Origin of the sequence: Proteus genomosp. 4 str. ATCC 51469 (genome assembly GCF_003144375.1) — a bacterium.
Taxonomy (GTDB): domain Bacteria; phylum Pseudomonadota; class Gammaproteobacteria; order Enterobacterales; family Enterobacteriaceae; genus Proteus.
On record NZ_PENV01000011.1, the window covers coordinates 40,745 to 59,672 of the forward strand.

At 38.0% G+C, this 18,928-nt stretch carries 16 protein-coding genes; 4 read left to right on the forward strand and 12 right to left on the reverse strand.

Annotation, left to right across the window (positions count from 1 at the left end):
• Window positions 1–32: 32 nt before the first annotated feature.
• The 5 genes from fic to DK866_RS11055 all read right to left on the reverse strand — a co-directional run bounded on the left by fic (window position 33) and on the right by DK866_RS11055 (window position 6,231).
• Window positions 33–1,109: a protein adenylyltransferase Fic gene (fic, locus tag DK866_RS11035; RefSeq protein WP_109408938.1), complete on the reverse strand. Its 1,077-nt coding sequence runs from the start codon at window positions 1,107–1,109 to the stop codon at window positions 33–35.
• 206 nt (window positions 1,110–1,315) lie between these two features.
• Window positions 1,316–1,813 carry a RidA family protein gene (locus DK866_RS11040; RefSeq protein ID WP_072068788.1) on the reverse strand — a complete coding sequence of 166 codons (498 nt, stop codon included), beginning with the start codon at window positions 1,811–1,813 and terminating at the stop codon, window positions 1,316–1,318.
• Window positions 1,814–1,861: 48 nt separating this feature from the next.
• A complete protein-coding gene (locus DK866_RS11045) occupies window positions 1,862–3,280 on the reverse strand; it encodes an NAD(P)/FAD-dependent oxidoreductase (RefSeq protein ID WP_109408939.1) in 1,419 nt (472 codons plus the stop codon).
• 608 nt (window positions 3,281–3,888) lie between these two features.
• Window positions 3,889–5,244, reverse strand: coding sequence for a glutathione-disulfide reductase (gene gorA, locus DK866_RS11050; protein ID WP_109408940.1), 1,356 nt, complete (start codon window positions 5,242–5,244; stop codon window positions 3,889–3,891).
• A 144-nt stretch (window positions 5,245–5,388) separates the two neighbouring features.
• Window positions 5,389–6,231, reverse strand: coding sequence for a 23S rRNA (adenine(2030)-N(6))-methyltransferase RlmJ (locus DK866_RS11055; protein WP_109408941.1), 843 nt, complete (start codon window positions 6,229–6,231; stop codon window positions 5,389–5,391).
• 180 nt (window positions 6,232–6,411) lie between these two features.
• Between DK866_RS11055 and DK866_RS11060 the strand changes: the two genes are divergently transcribed.
• The 4 genes from DK866_RS11060 (at window position 6,412) to DK866_RS11075 (ending at window position 9,519) form a co-directional block, all read left to right on the forward strand.
• Entirely contained in the window at window positions 6,412–6,801 is a 390-nt protein-coding gene (locus DK866_RS11060; RefSeq protein WP_109408942.1) for a DUF1090 domain-containing protein, read from the forward strand.
• A gap of 327 nt (window positions 6,802–7,128) precedes the next feature.
• Window positions 7,129–8,148 carry an inner membrane protein YhjD gene (yhjD, locus tag DK866_RS11065; RefSeq protein WP_109408943.1) on the forward strand — a complete coding sequence of 340 codons (1,020 nt, stop codon included), beginning with the start codon at window positions 7,129–7,131 and terminating at the stop codon, window positions 8,146–8,148.
• 70 nt (window positions 8,149–8,218) lie between these two features.
• A complete protein-coding gene (locus tag DK866_RS11070; protein WP_109408944.1) occupies window positions 8,219–8,428 on the forward strand; it encodes a 2-hydroxymuconate tautomerase family protein in 210 nt (69 codons plus the stop codon).
• An 80-nt stretch (window positions 8,429–8,508) separates the two neighbouring features.
• Window positions 8,509–9,519: a serine hydrolase domain-containing protein gene (locus DK866_RS11075; RefSeq protein WP_109408945.1), complete on the forward strand. Its 1,011-nt coding sequence runs from the start codon at window positions 8,509–8,511 to the stop codon at window positions 9,517–9,519.
• Window positions 9,520–9,621: 102 nt separating this feature from the next.
• Here DK866_RS11075 and DK866_RS11080 read toward each other — a convergent pair whose 3' ends face one another.
• The 7 genes from DK866_RS11080 to dppA form a co-directional block, all read right to left on the reverse strand.
• Window positions 9,622–11,136, reverse strand: a complete 1,515-nt coding sequence (locus DK866_RS11080; protein WP_244179690.1) for an insulinase family protein — start codon at window positions 11,134–11,136, stop codon at window positions 9,622–9,624.
• A 174-nt stretch (window positions 11,137–11,310) separates the two neighbouring features.
• The gene (locus DK866_RS11085; RefSeq protein WP_109409039.1) at window positions 11,311–12,021 is read right to left on the reverse strand and encodes a HAMP domain-containing protein; all 711 of its coding nucleotides are present in this window, start codon (window positions 12,019–12,021) and stop codon (window positions 11,311–11,313) included.
• A gap of 523 nt (window positions 12,022–12,544) precedes the next feature.
• The gene (gene dppF, locus DK866_RS11090; protein WP_109408946.1) at window positions 12,545–13,546 is read right to left on the reverse strand and encodes a dipeptide ABC transporter ATP-binding subunit DppF; all 1,002 of its coding nucleotides are present in this window, start codon (window positions 13,544–13,546) and stop codon (window positions 12,545–12,547) included.
• Complete coding sequence (gene dppD, locus DK866_RS11095) at window positions 13,539–14,522, reverse strand: dipeptide ABC transporter ATP-binding protein (protein WP_109408947.1); 984 nt, start codon at window positions 14,520–14,522, stop codon at window positions 13,539–13,541. Before dppD ends, dppF begins: the two co-directional genes overlap by 8 nt.
• A 12-nt stretch (window positions 14,523–14,534) precedes the next feature.
• Window positions 14,535–15,437, reverse strand: coding sequence for a dipeptide ABC transporter permease DppC (gene dppC / locus DK866_RS11100; protein WP_072068807.1), 903 nt, complete (start codon window positions 15,435–15,437; stop codon window positions 14,535–14,537).
• Between the two features lie 10 nt (window positions 15,438–15,447).
• Window positions 15,448–16,467, reverse strand: a complete 1,020-nt coding sequence (gene dppB / locus DK866_RS11105) for a dipeptide ABC transporter permease DppB (protein WP_109408948.1) — start codon at window positions 16,465–16,467, stop codon at window positions 15,448–15,450.
• A 153-nt stretch (window positions 16,468–16,620) separates the two neighbouring features.
• Window positions 16,621–18,228: a dipeptide ABC transporter periplasmic-binding protein DppA gene (gene dppA / locus DK866_RS11110; RefSeq protein WP_109408949.1), complete on the reverse strand. Its 1,608-nt coding sequence runs from the start codon at window positions 18,226–18,228 to the stop codon at window positions 16,621–16,623.
• Between the last annotated feature and the right edge of the window lie 700 nt (window positions 18,229–18,928).

Consider the following 18,928-nt stretch of genomic DNA (forward strand, 5'->3'; position numbering starts at 1 on the left):
TTGCCTCTAAGTTATCGAGGCAATAAAAAACATTATTGATTCAACTCTTGTAATAATTTGGTATTGAGATACAACTTTTCACGACCAACACTCATTTCTTCCAACACACCAATTTCAACTAGCTGTTTAAGATATATCGATGCTGTTTGCCGCTTAGCTACACCATGTTGAACAAGATTATCAATCCGGCAATATGGCTGCATAAAAAGAATTTGGATTAGCTCGTAAGTATATATTTTAGGAAGATTCTCACACACATAATCAGTTGTTTCTTCCATAAGTTGACGTATAGATAATATTTTACTTGTTGTCCATTGAGATGTACTTTCAACAGCCTTTAACATAAATAGTATCCAAGATCCCCAATCACCTTCTTCGGTTACTTTACGTAAAAGCATGTAGTAATCATCACGCTTTTCCAAGATAAAGCGTGATAAATAAAGAATAGGTAATGTAAGTAATCCGCTTTGAATTAAATACAAAATACTAAGTATTCGCCCTGTTCTACCGTTCCCATCAGGGAATGGATGAATGCATTCAAACTGATAATGTGCAATAGCCATTTTTACTAATGGGTCTAAATCATCTTCATTGTGTATAAAACGCTCCCAATTTGACAGCAAATTACGAATAGACTCTTCACCCTCTGGTGGCGTATACACCACATGATTATCCTGATCACGTAATACGGTACCAGGGGTTTTTCTTATATCAGTTTGTATTGCGCGTAATTTGGTGCAAATTGCTATCGCTGTGTTGGTACAAAGTGGATAAGTTTCAAGATGAGTATAACCATCATAAAGAGCAGTACGATAACGAAGTGCTTCTTTAGTTACAGGATCAGCACCGACTTGATGATCAATATACTGAAAAAGCTGATCACTGGTTGTTACAATGTTTTCAATACGTGAAGAGTCTTTTGCTTCCAATATTGGAAGGATATTTATCAATAACTCCTGATCAGGAATTAACTCTCCTGCTGTTTTTAATTCAGCAATTGCTGAGCGCGCATTGATGCCCGCTTTTAATATTTCACGTGTTTCAATGAGTTCCAGATCTGCTGGTAACAGTGATAGATCGTTATAGGGTGTTTTAGGAGACCAACTCATATGTTTATAAAACTCATTTATATCGACATATAGCTATAATATGTCGATACCATAAACATGTTTCGCCATTATGTTTATAAAAACACATTTTATCGACACATCGCCATAACATATCGATATCATAAAAAAACGCCAAAGAAAGTTACCCTTCTTTGGCGTTTTATTTGATGATGTTTTACGTCGAAATTGAGTAAAAGCTCTCGTTCTTATTTTGCAGGACGAACAGCGATAACTTCAATTTCCACACGCCATGCAGGGTTCGCCAGTTTATAAACTTGGAACGCTGAGCGTGCTGGTAGTTGATCAGTCTTTGAAGCATCATAGAACTTAGAGTAACCGTTCATGAAACCTTTAAAGTCCATAGTGCCATTATTTTCTTCACCACCAACTAAGAATACTTGCATCTTAACAACGTCTTTCATATCAAGACCAAGATTATTCAAGTTAGTTTTGATTTGCTCTAGAACATTAATGGTTTGTTCTTCTGTATTACCATAAGAAGCTAATTCACCTTCTGGTGCATTTGCTGATTTCTTAGTAGGAACTTTACCACTTAAGAAAACCAGATTGTTGCCTGCATTAATTTCAACTGCTTCTGAAATAGGCATACCGTCTAATTTATGATGCACAACATTCTCCGCTGCATTTGCGCTTGCTACACCAAAAATAAAAGGCAGGGCAACAAGTAAACTTTTATAGCGCATGAAAACTCCTTAAAATGTTTAATCTACAGTAAAACAAGGGGTTAATTACTACTTAAAACGATCCATTCTAAATGGTGTTGGATCAATAACTGGTTTTTTACCTGTTACAATATCAGCCGTTAATTCACCAGCTGCGGGGCTTTCAGTCATTCCCCAAACTGTAGCGGTATTAATAACTAGGCCTGGGTATTCTTTGACCTCAGAAATAATAGGTAATTCATCAAATGTTGGACTAACAACTGCACCCCAACGCTCAACAACTTGAGATTTTTCAAATACAGGGAATTCAGTTTTCATTCTTTGGAACACGGCATCTAAGTGCTCAGTATTTTGTGTTGCTGTTGCAATGCGATATTGTTCGAACGGTGTTTTTTCATCTAATTTCCAAGATGTTGCCATCTTAAATGAATTAAATAAGTCTTCACCGATAGAGAATTCTAATGGTAGCTCACCACCACCTAATAGGTGCATGAACTTAGGTCCTAATAAGAAGCTATCTTTCACAATAGAACTTGTGAAAATGCGTGGTGCGACAGCGTAAGTACCATCCGCTTGCTCACGGAAGTGAATGCCGTTTGGTAAATGCACGTTACCACGAGGTGCGCCAGGAACACCTGATACACGTTGCTGTGATAAGTAAACATTCAGCGTTGGAATATCAATGCCCATGTTACCCATAAATAGGCGTGACCAAATACCACCAGCAAGAACAACATGAGATGTTCTAATTGCACCTTTTTCTGTTACAACATCAGAAATTTTGCCACCAGCAGTTTCAATGCCTCTTACTGCACAGTTGGTGTAGATTTTTACACCAATTTGCTTAGCATAACGTGCTAATGCTGGTGTACCTGTTTCTGGATCAACAGAACCTGAGTCTTCTTCGAAAGCTGCAACAGTCCACGGCGTTTGCGCACCAACAAGACGGTTTGATAACTCGTCACCTTTAATAATGCGAGTATTTAATGGCGTATCAAATCCTGCAGATTCTTTTGCTGTTTTGATCCATGCTTGGGCTTTATCAAACGCTTTTTCATCAGCAAGTGCTTCTACGCGACCTTGTGTACGATAACTGGTGTCTGCACCAATTTTCTCGTTCATACCACGCCATAAAATTTTCCCGTAATGATGTAATGGGAAAATTTCTGGTGATGTTTGATAGCTAATAATTTGGCTGTATGCTCGGCCCGATTGTTCACCGCCAATCTCGCCTTTTTCTAAAATAGTGACACTCATGCCACGTTCTGCAAGGTTGATAGCGGTCATGATACCTTGGATACCAGCCCCGATAATCACTGCATCAGACTCTTTAGGTAGAGCACCTTCTGTCCCTTCGACAAATGATACTCTAGATTTAGTTTCAACGAATTTGCCATCACGACGAACCATTGGAACTAACGCAGCACCGCCAGCCAAAACGCCCGCAGCACCAACACCTAAAAGCAGCTTTCTCCTTGAAATTTTCATCTTCTACCTCAGTAATGGATTTACCATTTATATTTATAATGTTATTAATTTGTATCTTTAAAATTGGATATTATCATAGTTCATTATATTGTTAATAATTATAATTATTTGTTAATCATTTCCACCAACAACAATATCCACAGATACAATATGGTTACTTCAATCGTTTTTTCTCATAAAAAAACATCAATTAAAGACATTCATTCTCTGAGAGTAAGATGGTTATACATTGATATATAAGAATATAATTATAAATTATAAGATTTTTGATAAAAAAGATGATTGTTTCTTTAATTAACATTTTGATACAAAATAACATGTAAAGCTGTCAATTTTTGTTTACAAAACGAGCAAAACCTATCGCACAATTGCATAAAATAAAAAGTCGATATTGACGGAGTAATAACCTTTTTTTTACAAAATAAGTTATTTCACTTAATGACTGGTTTAATGGTCAATAAGTAGACGAATATGCTTTTAGGAAAAAATAGAAAAGAAAGGGTTTGGACTAAAAATAAAGTAGGAATAAGTACAAATTTTCAATAAAAAAGCCAGAGTATAAACTCTAGCTTTTGCATGTTAATTTCAAAGTAAGCGATATTATGCGCTTATCTCATGGTAACAAATTCTTCGGCTGCCGTTGGGTGAATTGCCACAGTGTCATCAAAGTCTTTCTTCGTTGCCCCCATTTTCAGTGCAACTGCAAAACCTTGTAGCATTTCATCCATACCAAAACCAATACCGTGAATACCGACAATTTTTTCGTCAGCTCCCACACAAACAAGTTTCATACGGCAAGGTTGGCGATGACGAGTCACTGCACTATACATTGCTGTGAAAGAAGATTTATATACTTTGACCTGATCAGCACCATATTGCTCAACTGCTTGAGGCTCTGTTAAACCAACAGTACCAATAGCTGGATGGCTAAAGACAACCGTAGGGATATTCGAATAATCTAAGTGCTCATTAGGTTTATTGTTAAATAAACGCTCTGATAGACGACGGCCTGCAGCAACAGCGACCGGGGTTAATTCAACCGCACCGGTGTTATCGCCCACAGCATAAATTCCCTTTATATTGGTATTTTGGAATTTATCAACTTTGATATAACCTTTTTCGTTTAACTCAACGCCTGTTACTGCCAGATTAAGGTTATCGGTTGCAGGCTCGCGGCCAATTGCCCAAATTAAAGTATCGACGGTCTGTTCTGTGCCGTTTTCCAGCTGTAGCGTTAAACTGCCATCTGAATTTTTGATCACAGCTTTAGGGATCGCGTGAGTATGTAGCTTAGGCCCTTCGCTCTCCATCACTTCAAGCAGAGTTTCAACAATTAATGGATCGAAATTACGCAGTGGGGCATGTTTGCGTACAAATAGATGCGTTTCACTTCCTAAAGCATTTAACACACCTGCAAGTTCTACTGCAATATAACCAGCACCAACGACAGCAACACGTTTTGGTAATGCTTTTAACTCAAAGAAGCCGTCAGAATTAATGCCATATTCGGCGCCTGGAATATTAGGTTGAACAGGACGCCCGCCTGTTGCAATCAGAATATTATCGGCTGTGATTTTCTCACCGTTGACTTCAATCGTATTCGCATCAACAAAACGAGCAAACCCCTGAATAACATCAACTTTATTATTACCTAATACACGGTCATAAGACTGATGAATACGGTCAATATAAGCAGAACGGCTACTAATAAGAGTATCCCAATCAAAACGATTAACCGTCGTATCAAAACCATAATCAGGGCCATATTGATGAATAGCTTCGGCAATTTGCGCTGCATGCCACATCACTTTTTTAGGTACACAGCCCACATTAACACAAGTGCCACCTAATGCTTTCGCTTCAATTAATGCACATTTTTGACCATACATTGCTGCTCTATTAATTGATGCGATACCGCCACTACCGCCACCAATGGCGATATAATCGTAATGTTTGCTCGTCATTTCTCTGATCCATTTATCTGTAGAAAAATAGGTAACTCACAGGCTAAGTCTTTCATGTCATAAAGTCTATTATGACAAAATTTAATACATAGCACGTCAGATTTTAGCTTTTACAGTAATAGGCAAAAACAATAATAAGGATGCTTATTCTGGTACAACCCATTCAACTGATGTATGACCAATACCTTCAGGAACTAATGTTTTATGTAACCAAGGTAATATTGATTTCATTTGTGACTCTAGCTTCCAAGGTGGGTTAATCACAATCATACCTGATGCCGTCATACCTAATTGATCACTATCAGGTTTTACTGCTAATTCAATTTGTAAAATTTTACGAATGCCAGTTGCTTCAAGCTCTTTTAGCATACGCTTAATTTGCTGACGATGAACCACTGGATACCAAATCGCATATGTTCCCGTTGCAAAGCGTTTATGACCTTCCACAACACCTTTCACTACAGCAGAATAATCCTGTTTAAGTTCATAAGGAGGATCAATTAATGCGAATCCACGACGACTTGCGGGTGGTAGTTTAGATTTCAATTGGCCAAAACCATCTTCGCGAGAAACTCTCACTCGCGGATCACGAGAAAATTCTGTGCGTAATAGAGGGTAATCTGTTGGGTGTAATTCCGTTAACACCAAAGAATCTTGTTCTCTTAATAGTTTTCCCGCTAATAAAGGAGAACCAGGATAATAACGCAGTTCACCACTTGAGTTTAATTCTCCAACGGCTTCAAGGTAAGGTAAAATAAGCTCTGGTACCTCATCTTGTTGCCATAAGCGTGCAATACCTTCTAGATATTCGCCAGTGCGAGTCGCATGAGCATTGGTTAATTGATAACGTCCAGCGCCAGCATGAGTATCAAGATAAAGAAATGGTTTTTCTTTCTCTTTTAAAGACTCAATGATGAGTGTTTGAACAATATGTTTTAAAACATCGGCGTGGTTGCCAGCATGAAAACTATGGCGATAGCTCAGCATTCTTTATCTTCCGTTAGAAATAAGTATAGCTTAGTAGTGAATTTACTCTGAAAGCTTGATTAAGTTCAGTGTATCAGAAAAAGCCGAACTTCTTCATTGAAAGCGAAAGAAACGTTGTGTCTTAGTGTTCAGTCGTTATGATAATCCTATATTTCACTTAAGATTAGATAGGATATTAAAATGAAAAAAGTACTCTTTACCGCAATTGCATTAACACTGTCTGTCAGCAGTGCGTATGCCAACACCTCAATCAATGGCTGCGAGATTAAAAAACAAAATATCCAAAAACAGATGGAATATGCAAAAGCACACGGTAATCAATACCGCCTACAAGGCTTAGAACGAGCATTACAAAATGTTGAGCGTTATTGCACACCAGAAAAAGTGGTTGAAAACACGCGCCTTGAATTACGTGAAAAACAACTTGATGTCAAAGAGCGCGAACTTGAATTAAAAGAAGCTCAACTCAAAGGTGATACAGATAAAATCGCCAAACAAGAAAGAAAATTGGCTGAAGAAAAAGCAGAATTAAAAGCTATTGAAGATGAATTAAATCTACTGACAAAATAATTATCATCATAAATCAATGCCTACTCCTTATTTATCTATGAAATACAGAATAGAACAATACGCGAGTAGTCATTTTCTAATTAAACTCAACCAATTCAGAATTACTGTATTGGTTTTGTATTCTTAATTAAGTACAAGGTGATCACGCCTTTTAATAGTTCATCATCTACACTTAAACCAGAACAAACAATTACATCATCTAAATCAGAGGCTAATTACAATAAGCATAAGGTATGTAATAGAAATTAAGCTATGCTATTTTTGAGTAGAAACTATAGTAATACCACTAATTTATTAAAAATGGACTGATTTAATTAAAGAGGATATATGTCAGAAGAGCAGCAACAAAAAACAGCAGATGAAAAAACTCAACTGACTCAGCCACTAAAAAAAGGGCTGGAAAAAGGATTACATGGTGGAAAAAAAGCCATCGGTATTGGGATAAAAATTAGTAATTTCATTACCAATATTCCTTTTATTGCACATCTTATTCGTGCCGCAGAGCGCTTCACTGATAGAATGGGAAATCAGTTTGGTGCCGCTATCACTTATTTCTCATTTTTATCATTAATCCCTGTATTAATGCTTTCCTTTGCCTGTGCCGGTTTTGTTTTAGCCTCAAATCCCGATTTGCTCGCTAAATTAATTACTGGTGTAGCAAATAGTATCGACGATCCAACATTGGCTGCAACCGTTCAACAAAGTATTGATACCGCTGTTCGTCAACGTACAACTGTCGGTTTAACGGGTTTAGCAATTGCACTTTATTCTGGTGTTAATTGGGTTGGTAACTTACGTCAGGCCATTTTGGCGCAATCACGACTTGTTTGGGAAAGAAATAAAGAAGAGCAAGAAAAAATCTATTTCCGCTATTTCCGTGATTTCTTAGCGCTGATTGGCTTACTCTTTGCATTAATTGTCACTATAACGCTCACTTCTGTTGCCGGATCAGCACAAAGAATGATTGTTCATACCTTAGGATTAGATGGCATTGAATGGTTAACGCCAGCATGGACAACCATCGGCCTAACAATCTCCATTACTGCAAACTATTTACTATTTTTGTGGATATTATGGATTTTACCTCGCCATCAACCTAAACGTATTTCTCTTATGAAAGGTACGCTTATCGCCGCCATTGGCTTTGAAATTTTAAAATCCGTAATGACATGGATGCTACCAAGAATAGCAAGCTCACCTTCAGGTGCCGCATTTGGTTCGGTAATAGGCTTAATGGCTTTCTTCTACTTTTTTGCCCGATTAACACTCTTTTGTGCCGCGTGGATCGCCACTGATGGTCCAAATATGCGTAAAGAACAGCTGACTGAAACGCAATCAACATCTTAATTTTATGATAAAACTACAATGGTTAATTCCCTGCATTAACCGTCTATCAATAACGTAATAAGGAAAAAAAATGCCATACGTTAATATTAAAATCACACGCGAAGGTGCAACTGCCGAACAAAAAGAACAACTTATTGCGGGTGCAACACAACTTTTGGTTGATGTCTTAGGCAAAAACCCTGCAACCACAGTCGTTGTGATCGATGAAGTAGAAACGGATAACTGGGGAATAGGCGGTAAAACCGTAACAGAATTACGAGCAGTGGCAAAAAATAAATAAAGAATAATTGCAGAATAAATAAAGGGTGCCAAGTACACCCTTTTTACTGATTTATTTTCCTGATAGATAAGGAAGTAACTATGGTTCAATCAATGACTGATGCTTTTCATGCCTTACCCTCAGCGAGTGCTATTTATATTACAGGTGCCGGCATCCAATACCCTTTTGGTATGGCACATGGATTTGCCGATGAAAGTACCCAGAAAAAATTAACTGTAGATACTCCTTTTCGGATCGCAAGCAATACAAAAACCTTTCTCGCAGCCGCTTTTTTACGTTTATGGGAACAAGATGCCTTGTCTCTTGATGATAAGATAACAAAATATCTAAGTACCCATTATCAACAAACATTATCAGAACTTGGGTATGATCTTAACACTATCACATTGCGCCATTTATTAAGCCACAGCAGTGGTTTATTTGATCACGCAAATGAAGCTTACCTTGAAAAGGTTATAAATAATCCCACCCATCAGTGGACTCGAGAAGAACAGATCGCGCATTATGCTCACCAAGGTTTTCCCATTATCCCTGCTGGAAAACGCTTTATTTATTCAGATACTGGATACATCTTACTAGGCGATATTCTTTCTCAATTTATGAGAAAAAATATGGCTACAGCAGTTCGTGAATTATTACATTTTCAAGACTTAGATTTACCCCAAACATGGTGGGAAGGTCTGGAGCCACAACCTATATCCAAGAAAATTCGCGCTAGACAATTTGCCGGTGAACATGAAGGTACTCACATTGATGCCTCAATGGATACTTTTGGTGGTGGAGGTCTTGTGATGACAACGCTTGAATTAGCTAAATTCACAGCAGATCTTTTTGAAGATAGAGTGTATGCACATCCATCCACCTTAAAAGAGATGAAATGGCAAGGCTCACATACTGGTGCTGCAAATTATCGTTTAGGGTTGATGGCTGAAGAGACGAACTTAGGGACTCTTTATTATCATCTAGGTTATTGGGGTTCTGTTGCTTGTTATTTGCCTGAAAAACAAATTGCTATTGCAGGCTTTACAACTCAAAAAAATAACCGTGAAGCATTAACTGAGATAATTAAAGAAGCGTTTAAACGCCTTTAATATTAAAAAAGCAAAAAGCCAAAAATGTATTAATAACACTTTTGGCTTTTTTAATTGTATAAACGCTAATTTTTTATATCAGCACAACGAATTATTTTCTGGCTATTTCTTCACCGGGGTTGTCACTGTAGGTGTTTCCACCGTTTTATTTGGTGCCGTATTAGCGGGTTCTGAAGCTGGTGTGTTTACTACTTCTGGATGAACTTGCTTTTCAAATTGAATACGCAATTCACCTAAATTTACGGTCGGTGTTTCACCACTTTGCGTTAATACAAAAGTAATATCTTCAGACAATACTCTTGAAAGCTCCTGATTTAAGGTTTCTTTAGTTAAACCAGCTAAAAATGCTTGGCGTAAACGTTGATATTGCTCAGGAGGAATATCAATAATATTACTTTGTTGTGATAGCAAACGCTGATTAATTAAAATAGCCGTGCTTGTTTTTGCATAGCGGGCAAAAAGCTGTGTTAACTGAAGTTGTTTCTCTTGTTGAAGCTCTTTATATAACTCATCGCTAATGCCTTGATTACGCAAACGACCTAACTCTTCACCCACCCATGATGCTAACGATGGAATATTTGCCGTCGCAGTATCAACATTCAAAGAACAACTGGCGCGCTGATATTGTACTCTGCAATCAATGTTAACTTGCGTACTGTCATTTTCTTTACGTTGTTCAAGGCTACGGCCTAAATGAACAAAGATCACTTCGCGTGCTAAATCACTTAACCAATATTTATTTAACGCATCAGAGTCTTTTACTGGCGACCAATCTAGATCCCAAATTAAAGAAATTTGATCTTTAGCTCGCATGGGCTCTTGTACATATAATGTTTCAGGCTTCATATCTGCCAACATCGGTACTGGAACAGGGGTAACTCGCTTTCCAGATAGAGATGAAAAGGCCTGATTAATACTTTCGGTCAATACTCGATTATCAACATTGCCAGCAATATAAAGCGTCATCATATCAGGGGTATACCAACGCTGTTGATAATCTGATAATTCTTTTGTATTAACTGACTGATTAACTGGCTTACCAGGATTGTGGCCTTTTAGATTAGATCCTTCAAGACGTGAGCGCCAAATAGGATCTTCAATATTAAGTGGAAATGTGGCAATAGGAAGTGGGGACTGAACAGCGTTACGGACTGCATTTTCAGTATATTGCGCTGGTTTAGCAATTCCCGCAAGCAATGCAAAAGCATCTTTTAATAGTTCAGGCTGGTTATTTGGCAGACTTAAATTATAAACCGTAAAATCGTATGAAACGATCATTGGCGGTAACGGATAATCTGGATCTAACGCATTTTTCCATAAGTTATCGCGCTTCTCTGGTGTCAGGCCTGTATTTTCTAATACATTGAGTTTAGACACCAAGGATGAAAAACCCGTTTCACTGCTTTTCTCTGATAAAGAACCTGTATTCACTAATAAACGAATTTGTATTCTATCATTAGGGCGTTGCGGTGTTTGTAAGATTTGCCACTGAAAACCATTTGCTAGTCGCCCTTCTTGCCAAGCAGGATCAGGCTGTAAAGCTTCGGCCTGAACTTGGCAAACAACAGCGCCAAACATAACGCTTCCCAATAAAATTCGTGTCATTACACCCTGCATGTGAACCTCTGTTTTATTAATCCTTGGTATTAAACCACTTATGAGGTTTAACAATAAGCGTCAAAAGACATGTTAGATGTTTGATGTCTATTTTTTGTATTATCATTCTTTGTCACCACAGAAACATGAAATGAAATCACTATAGTGATTAGACTCATTATGGCGTAAGAAGGTTCAGACCTTCGGCAATTTTTGATCAGATTTTTGATGATTATATCCTTTAACCAGCAAACCAATCTCATCATCACGATGTGATTCTGGACAAGATAAAGCAGAAACTTGGCTATCTTTATTAAGAGTAACGGCTATTTGGCGTAAAGGTTTCACCACAATACGATTGATACACCAGCTAATCGCAACCGTTAGAATAAGTCCCATTAACAGATATGTGGTTAACATTAGTGCGACAGTGTTGCTGGCAAAACGATAAAAACGGTTTGTGTCAGCCTGTAAAATAAGATAGCCGGTATAAGACTTATCATCTGTTGAAGTAATACCTAATGGCTGTAATGGAATAACAGCCTCAACAGGGATACCAAAAAGCCAGCTTGAGAAATCAGATACGTCTTTTTTGGGTGCAAAATCTAAGTTCATCACTTGAATATTCTCAGGTTGCATCACTATCGCTTTACCGAGGATACCCGTTGCTTTTAACCCAATTATCTGTTTTTTGGCATCATTTAAATCTGATCGTAACAATGCATCAGCAAGTGGTTGCTGGATACTGACACCCGCATTAAAAAGCTGATTTTGATAATCTTCACGGCGTTGATCTATCAAATAGACAAGTTGGATACTGATAAAAATAGCAATAGTCACCAACGTAACGCCCGCAACTGCGGCCATCTGTTTTATTGTTAATGAATGTTTAAGATGAGGTTTCATCATTGCTATTTCCAATATACATACTTGAACAGAGTGATTATACTGTATTTTTTAGATTATGTATCACCCTCAATAAAGAAAATAGCGCGATAAAAACTGTCTATCCATTAAAACTAAAGTAGATAAATATATAATTATTATTATTTGAGTATAGTTGTAAGATAAAAATAGTAAAATGAGATAAATACTGGGTTTCACTTTTTTAACCGCAATATTGCCATATTATTTTGATTATAGAATATATTTCACTAAAAAATACAATACCATGTAAATTTAAATCTATAAAAATCTTATTAAGATGTTAAAAACAAAAATAAAAGAATAATAATATTTTAATATATAAATATTTTTTATTTTTAATACCAGCACCACTTAATATTTTAAGAAATTCACATGAAATAACATTTAATATTTACTGAATCATAATAGGATTGTTTCATTTAGATTAGCTTAATATAATTAAAAAAAGGAACAATATATTTTAATATATTGCTCCTCTTTGATTAAATATATTCTTTTTTATTTAAGGTGCTATGTTATCTTGCTCAACAGCAAAACAAGCAATAAGTTGGCCATTATAATCTTTTAAAGTTGGCTGTAATTGACTGCATGTCCCAAATGCACGGCGGCAACGTGCTGCAAAAGCACACCCTGGTGGTGGATTTAACGGGCTTGGCAATTCTCCTGTTAATTTAATGCGTTCGCGTCTTAATTCAGGTGTTAATCTTGGCGTTGCTGATAACAAGGCTTGTGTATAAGGATGCTGAGGGTTTTCAAAAATTTGAGCCTTAGTACCTTTTTCTACACAACGGCCTAAATACATCACAATAACTTCGTCTGCAATATGCTCAACAACGGAAAGGTCATGAGAAATAAAGACATAAGAAAGCCCCATATCCTGTTGAAGATCCATCATTAAATTTAGCACTTGAGCACGCACTGAAACATCGAGAGCAGAAACGGGTTCATCCGCCACCACAATATCCGGCTCAAGCATTAAACCACGAGCAATAGCAATACGCTGACGTTGACCACCAGAAAACATATGAGGATATCGGCTATAATGCTCTGTTTTCAATCCCACTTTTGCCATCATTGATAGTACTTTTTCTTTACGTTCAGATACGTTAAGTGTCGTATTGATCAAAAGTGGCTCTTCTAGAATTTGCCCCACCTTTTTACGGGGGTTTAATGATCCATAAGGATTTTGAAATACAATTTGGATCTTTTGGCGACGCAATTTCTCTGCTGATTTATCTTTGATCAACAGATTCTGCCCACGATAAGAAAGCTCCCCTGAAGTGGGGATCTCAATCATGGTTAATAATCGACCTAATGTCGATTTTCCACAGCCTGATTCGCCAACAACCGCCAAGGTTTTACCACGCTCTAACTCAAACGAAACACCATCGAGCGCTTTCACTGTTTTCTCTTTTGAAAACAGCCCTCCTTTAACATTGTAATACTTGGCTAAATTGACCGCCTTTAATAAGGGAGTAGTGACATTTGGATTAACTTCAGCCATGAGTAGGTCTCCCTGTATTATCTAACGGTGTATGGCATTTCACGCGATGTGTTCCCAATTCTCTTAAAGCAGGTTCTGTTTTATAGCATTCATCATGAGCATAAGGACAACGAGGATTAAGTAAACATCCCGTTGGTCTATCATAACGACCCGGTACAACCCCAGATAATGAAGCTAATCGCGCTTTGTTGCTGGCAAATTCAGGTAATGCTCTTAATAGTGCCTGTGTATAAGGATGACGAGGCGATTTAAAAATTTCTGATGCCTTTCCTGATTCCACAACTTGCCCTGCATACATCACAATAATGGTGTCGGCGGCTTCTGCCACTAATGCTAAATCGTGAGTGATAAGCACTAGCGCCATATTTTCTTGCTTTTGTAAATCCAACAATAGTTCGATGATCTGCGCCTGAATAGTTACATCCAGAGCCGTTGTTGGTTCATCAGCAATCAATAATTTAGGGCGACAAGCAATCGCCATTGCAATCATCACTCGCTGGCTCATACCGCCAGAAAGTTGATGTGGATACACATCTAAACGTGAAGCAGGATCAGGAATACCCACCAACGTTAAAAGGTCAATAGCACGTTGTTTACGTGTTTTTCGGCTTCCACCTTGATGAACTTTCAATGCTTCCATGATTTGATAGCCAACCGTAAAACAGGGGTTTAGGCTGGTCATTGGATCTTGGAAAATCATTGCGACATCGGCTCCCACCAAATTACGTCGCTCTGATTCAGAAATTTTCATTAAATCTCTACCATCAAAATAAAGCTCTTGAGCACTTACTCGCCCCGGAAAATCAATCAGCCCCATAATAGCCAGTGAGCTCACAGATTTACCTGAACCAGACTCTCCAACAATACCAACGACCTGCCCTTCTTCAACTTGATAGCTAATTCTGTCTACCGCTTTAAACGGAGTATCTTCATCACCAAAGTGAACCGATAATTGATTAATATTTAATAATGCCATCTTCTTACTCCGTTACTGCTTTAATTTCGGATCAAGCGCATCTCGTAAACCGTCACCCATTAAATTAAAGGCAAGCACAGTAAACAAAATAGCAAGACCAGGGAACGTCACAACCCACCATGCACTTTGTGTAAACTGCAACACGTCAGATAACATAGTTCCCCACTCAGGAGTTGGAGGCTGAGCGCCCATACCTAAAAAGCCCAATGCTGCCATATCTAAGATTGCATTAGAAAAACCTAAAGAAGCTTGAACAATTAAAGGCGCAAGACAGTTAGGTAAGATATTGATAAACATTTGGCGCATTGACCCCGCACCAGCAACGCGAGACGCAATAACATAGTCACGGTTTACTTCAATTAAAACAGCAGCTCGTGTTAATCGGACATAATGAGGTAAAGCAACAAAAGTCAGTGCAATAGATGCATTAACGATAGAAGGCCCAAAAATTGCTACCAGCACTAATGCCAATAATAAACTGGGTAATGCCAGCATAATATCGACCACTCGCATAATGCCGATATCCACAAGACCACCAAAATAACCTGCTGCTAGCCCTAGAATAATTCCTAAGATAAGTGACAGTACGACAACGATACAGCCAACTAATAATGAAAGACGAGCACCAAACATTAAGCGAGAAAGAATATCTCTGCCAACATCATCAGTACCTAGAATAAATTGCCAACTTCCCCCTTCTTGCCAAACAGGAGGCGCTAATAAGAAATCACGAAATTGCTCATTCGGTGCGTGAGGTGCAAGAAAGCCTGCAAATAACGCAATCAGCAACATAATTACGATATAAATTAATCCAACAACTGCGCCCTTATTTTGTTTAAAATAGTGCCAAAACTCTTGGAAAGGTGTCATGGGAGCCGGTGCATTGATGACCGGTGTAACTTTATTTTCAGTCATTATGCATTCCTTATTTTTTATGGCGAATACGTGGATTCACAATGCCATAAAGAACATCAACCAACAGATTGACAAAAATAATCATCGTTGCAATTAACAGCACACCACCTTGAACTACGGGGTAGTCTCGTCGTTGTAAGGCATCAATTAACCAGCGTCCTAATCCCGGCCATGAGAAGATGGTTTCTGTTAAGATTGCGCCAGCCAGCATTGTCCCAACTTGTAATCCAATAACAGTGACAACAGGCAACATCGCATTACGTAATGCGTGAATAAGAATCACGCGAGCACGGCTTAAGCCTTTTGCTCTTGCTGTACGAATATAATCCTCCCCTAATACTTCAAGCATTGAAGAGCGCGTCATACGTACGATAACCGCTAGAGGAATGGTTCCTAATACAATTGCAGGTAAAATAATATGATGGATAGCATCAATGAAATCCCCTTCTTCACCCCAAATAAAGGTATCGATTAGCATAAATCCAGTAAGAGGATTACTGTCATCTAAAAAGACACTATCGGCGAGACGTCCAGATACTGGCGTTAGGTCTAACTTTACAGACACCAGCATGATTAACATGATCCCCCACCAGAAAATTGGCATGGAATAACCTGCTAATGACACACTAATCGCAGTATGATCAAAGATAGAGCCACGTTTCACCGCAGCTAAAACGCCCACAGGAATACCGACTGAAACCGCAAAGATCATGGCACAAACGCCAAGTTCTAAAGTAGCTTTAAAACGAGGTAAAAATTCATCCCAGACAGGAATGCGGCTTTTTAATGAAATACCCAAATCACCATGAAGAATACCATTTAGGTAATTGAGGTATTGTTGCCATAACGGCTTATCCAACCCTAACTCTGCCATTAAATAAGCATGGCGCTCTGGAGATAGACCACGCTCACCCGCCATAATCATTACCGGATCGCCGGGAATAAGATGTACGAAAATAAACGTAAGTAATGTAATTCCGATAAACGTAGGGATCACAAGTCCCAAACGTTGAAGGATAAATTGCAGCATATCCTAGTTCTCTTTTCAAACATCAGCTAAAAGATAGCGCTGATAAATCAGGAGAAAATCCCCTGCGCCCACAGTGTACTGAATGTATTCTTTATTATGGAATAGCGGTGCCTTTCATGAAGAAAGACACCGTACTTAAGTAAGGTATTGCTATTATTTCAGAGAGACATTCTCGAAGTGATGTTTACCTAATGGATCAACCACATAGTTCTCCACTTTTTTACTCACTGGCTCATATACCGTAGAGTGAGCAATAATTAGTGCAGGAGCTTGATCGTGCATAACGACTTGAGCTTGTTTATAAAGCTCGACACGTTTTTCATGATCTGACGCTACTCGCGCAGGTTGGATCAGATCTTCAAATGGCTTATAGCACCACTTAGAATAGTTTGAACCTTGCTCTTTCGCAGCACAGCTAAATAATGTCGCAAAGAAGTTATCTGGGTCCCCATTATCCCCAGTCCAACCCATCATTACCGCTTGGTGTTCGCCGGATTTAGCACGTTTGAGATATTCACCCCACTCGTAACTTACAATTTTGGTTTTAACGCCAATTTTTTCCCAATCCGCTTGTACCATTTCAGCCATACGACGTGCATTTGGGTTATAAGGGCGTTGTACTGGCATTGCCCATAAATCGATAGTAAAACCATCAGCAAGACCCGCTTCTTTTAGCAGTGCCTTGGCTTTTTCAGGGTTATATTCATAATCAACAATATCATCGTTATAACCCCACATTGTTGGTGGAATAAGATTTTTTGCTTTTTGGCCTGCACCTTGGTAAACCGCTTCAATAATCGCGTCTTTGTTCACAGCCATACTTAATGCTTGGCGAACTTTTTGGTTATCTAGAGGTTTCTTCTCAACGTTAAACGAAATATAACCCACGTTTAAGCCCGGCTGTTCTAACAGATTGATATCGCTATTTTGTTTCATTTTCGCAATATCAGCAGGATTTGGGAAAGGCATCGCCTGACACTCACCTTTTTGCAATTTAGCATAACGCACAGAAGCATCAGGTGTAATAGAGAAAACTAAGCGATCAATGTCTGGCTTTTTACCCCAATATTGGTCATTTGCTTTATAAAGAATACGAGAATCTTTTTGATATTGTTGTAATTGGAAAGGCCCTGTACCAATAGGATCTAAATCTACTTTTTCAGGTGTTCCTGCTTTCATCATATTGTCGGCATATTCCGCAGATAATATGGATGCAAAGTCCATTGCCATATCAGCAATAAAAGGCGCTTCTGAACGTGTTAAAACGAAACGAACGGTATGATCATCAACTTTTTCGATTTTCTCGATCATGTTGTTCATGTCCATTCCTGAGAAGTATTCGTAACTTCCGCCAGACACTTTATGGTAAGGATGTTGTGGGTCCATTTGACGCATAAACGTATACATTACGTCATCTGCGTTAAATTCACGGGTTGGCTTAAAGGTTTTACTACTATGCCAATTCACGCCTTTACGTAAATGGAAGGTATACACCTTACCGTCATCACTCACATCCCAACTTTCAGCGAGTCCTGGAATGATTTCCGTTGTACCCAATTTAAATTCAACTAAACGATCATAAATAGGTACCGAACTTGCGTCATAGGTTGTTCCTGAGGTAAATAGCTGAGGGTTAAATCCTTCAGGTGAACCTTCGGAGCAATATACTAATGTTTTTGCCTGCACACCCGCAGAAACAGCTAATGCAAGTAGCCCGATTGTTGCGGTTAAAATTCCTGTCTGTTTTTTGGAGCTTTTCATCATTACTCTCCGAAATTGTTCTGTTGTGTTTTGGCTTCCTGTTTAAAAACGGAATGCCTTTTTATTTTGTCATTGTTCAATTAACCAACTGTATCCCCTTACGTCAATAAGGGTCTACTCCGTAAAAAGAACAAGTTATAAACACAAATGAAACGAATATCGAACAAACTCAGAATAAAAAAATAAGTCTCTGACTAATATCTAGTCAATAAAACCACACATTAAGAAATCCTTAAGTGAAATGACTGTTTTAAAAAAAGCTATAATTTGTGATTAACCGCTTAAATATTGAACGAATATTTTGAAATGAAACAAAGAACTTGGTGCTTTATTCTGTTATAGAAGAAAAATAATCATACGATCAGAGGATCTTGGCTTTGGCACAAATAAGGTCATTAGAGTGAAAAATCCCAAAGCAACGCACTCAACAAATCACTCAACTAGATAAGTGCATTAAGTTCAGTGTGTTATTAATAGTTTTGATTCTTTAATAGTAGAAAATTCACATTTTTTGATAATTATCAGACGTTCCATTGCCCATATAAAAGTGAATTGAGCTAGTGGTTTTTAGATTTCTCATTAATAGTTAATAAAACTATTTTCAATAAGCCTGATAACTGAACGGCTTTATTATCCTTACTAAATCAAAAGCTGAACCTATTAAGTATTACTCTTCATTATGGAAAATACTTCCACGTGT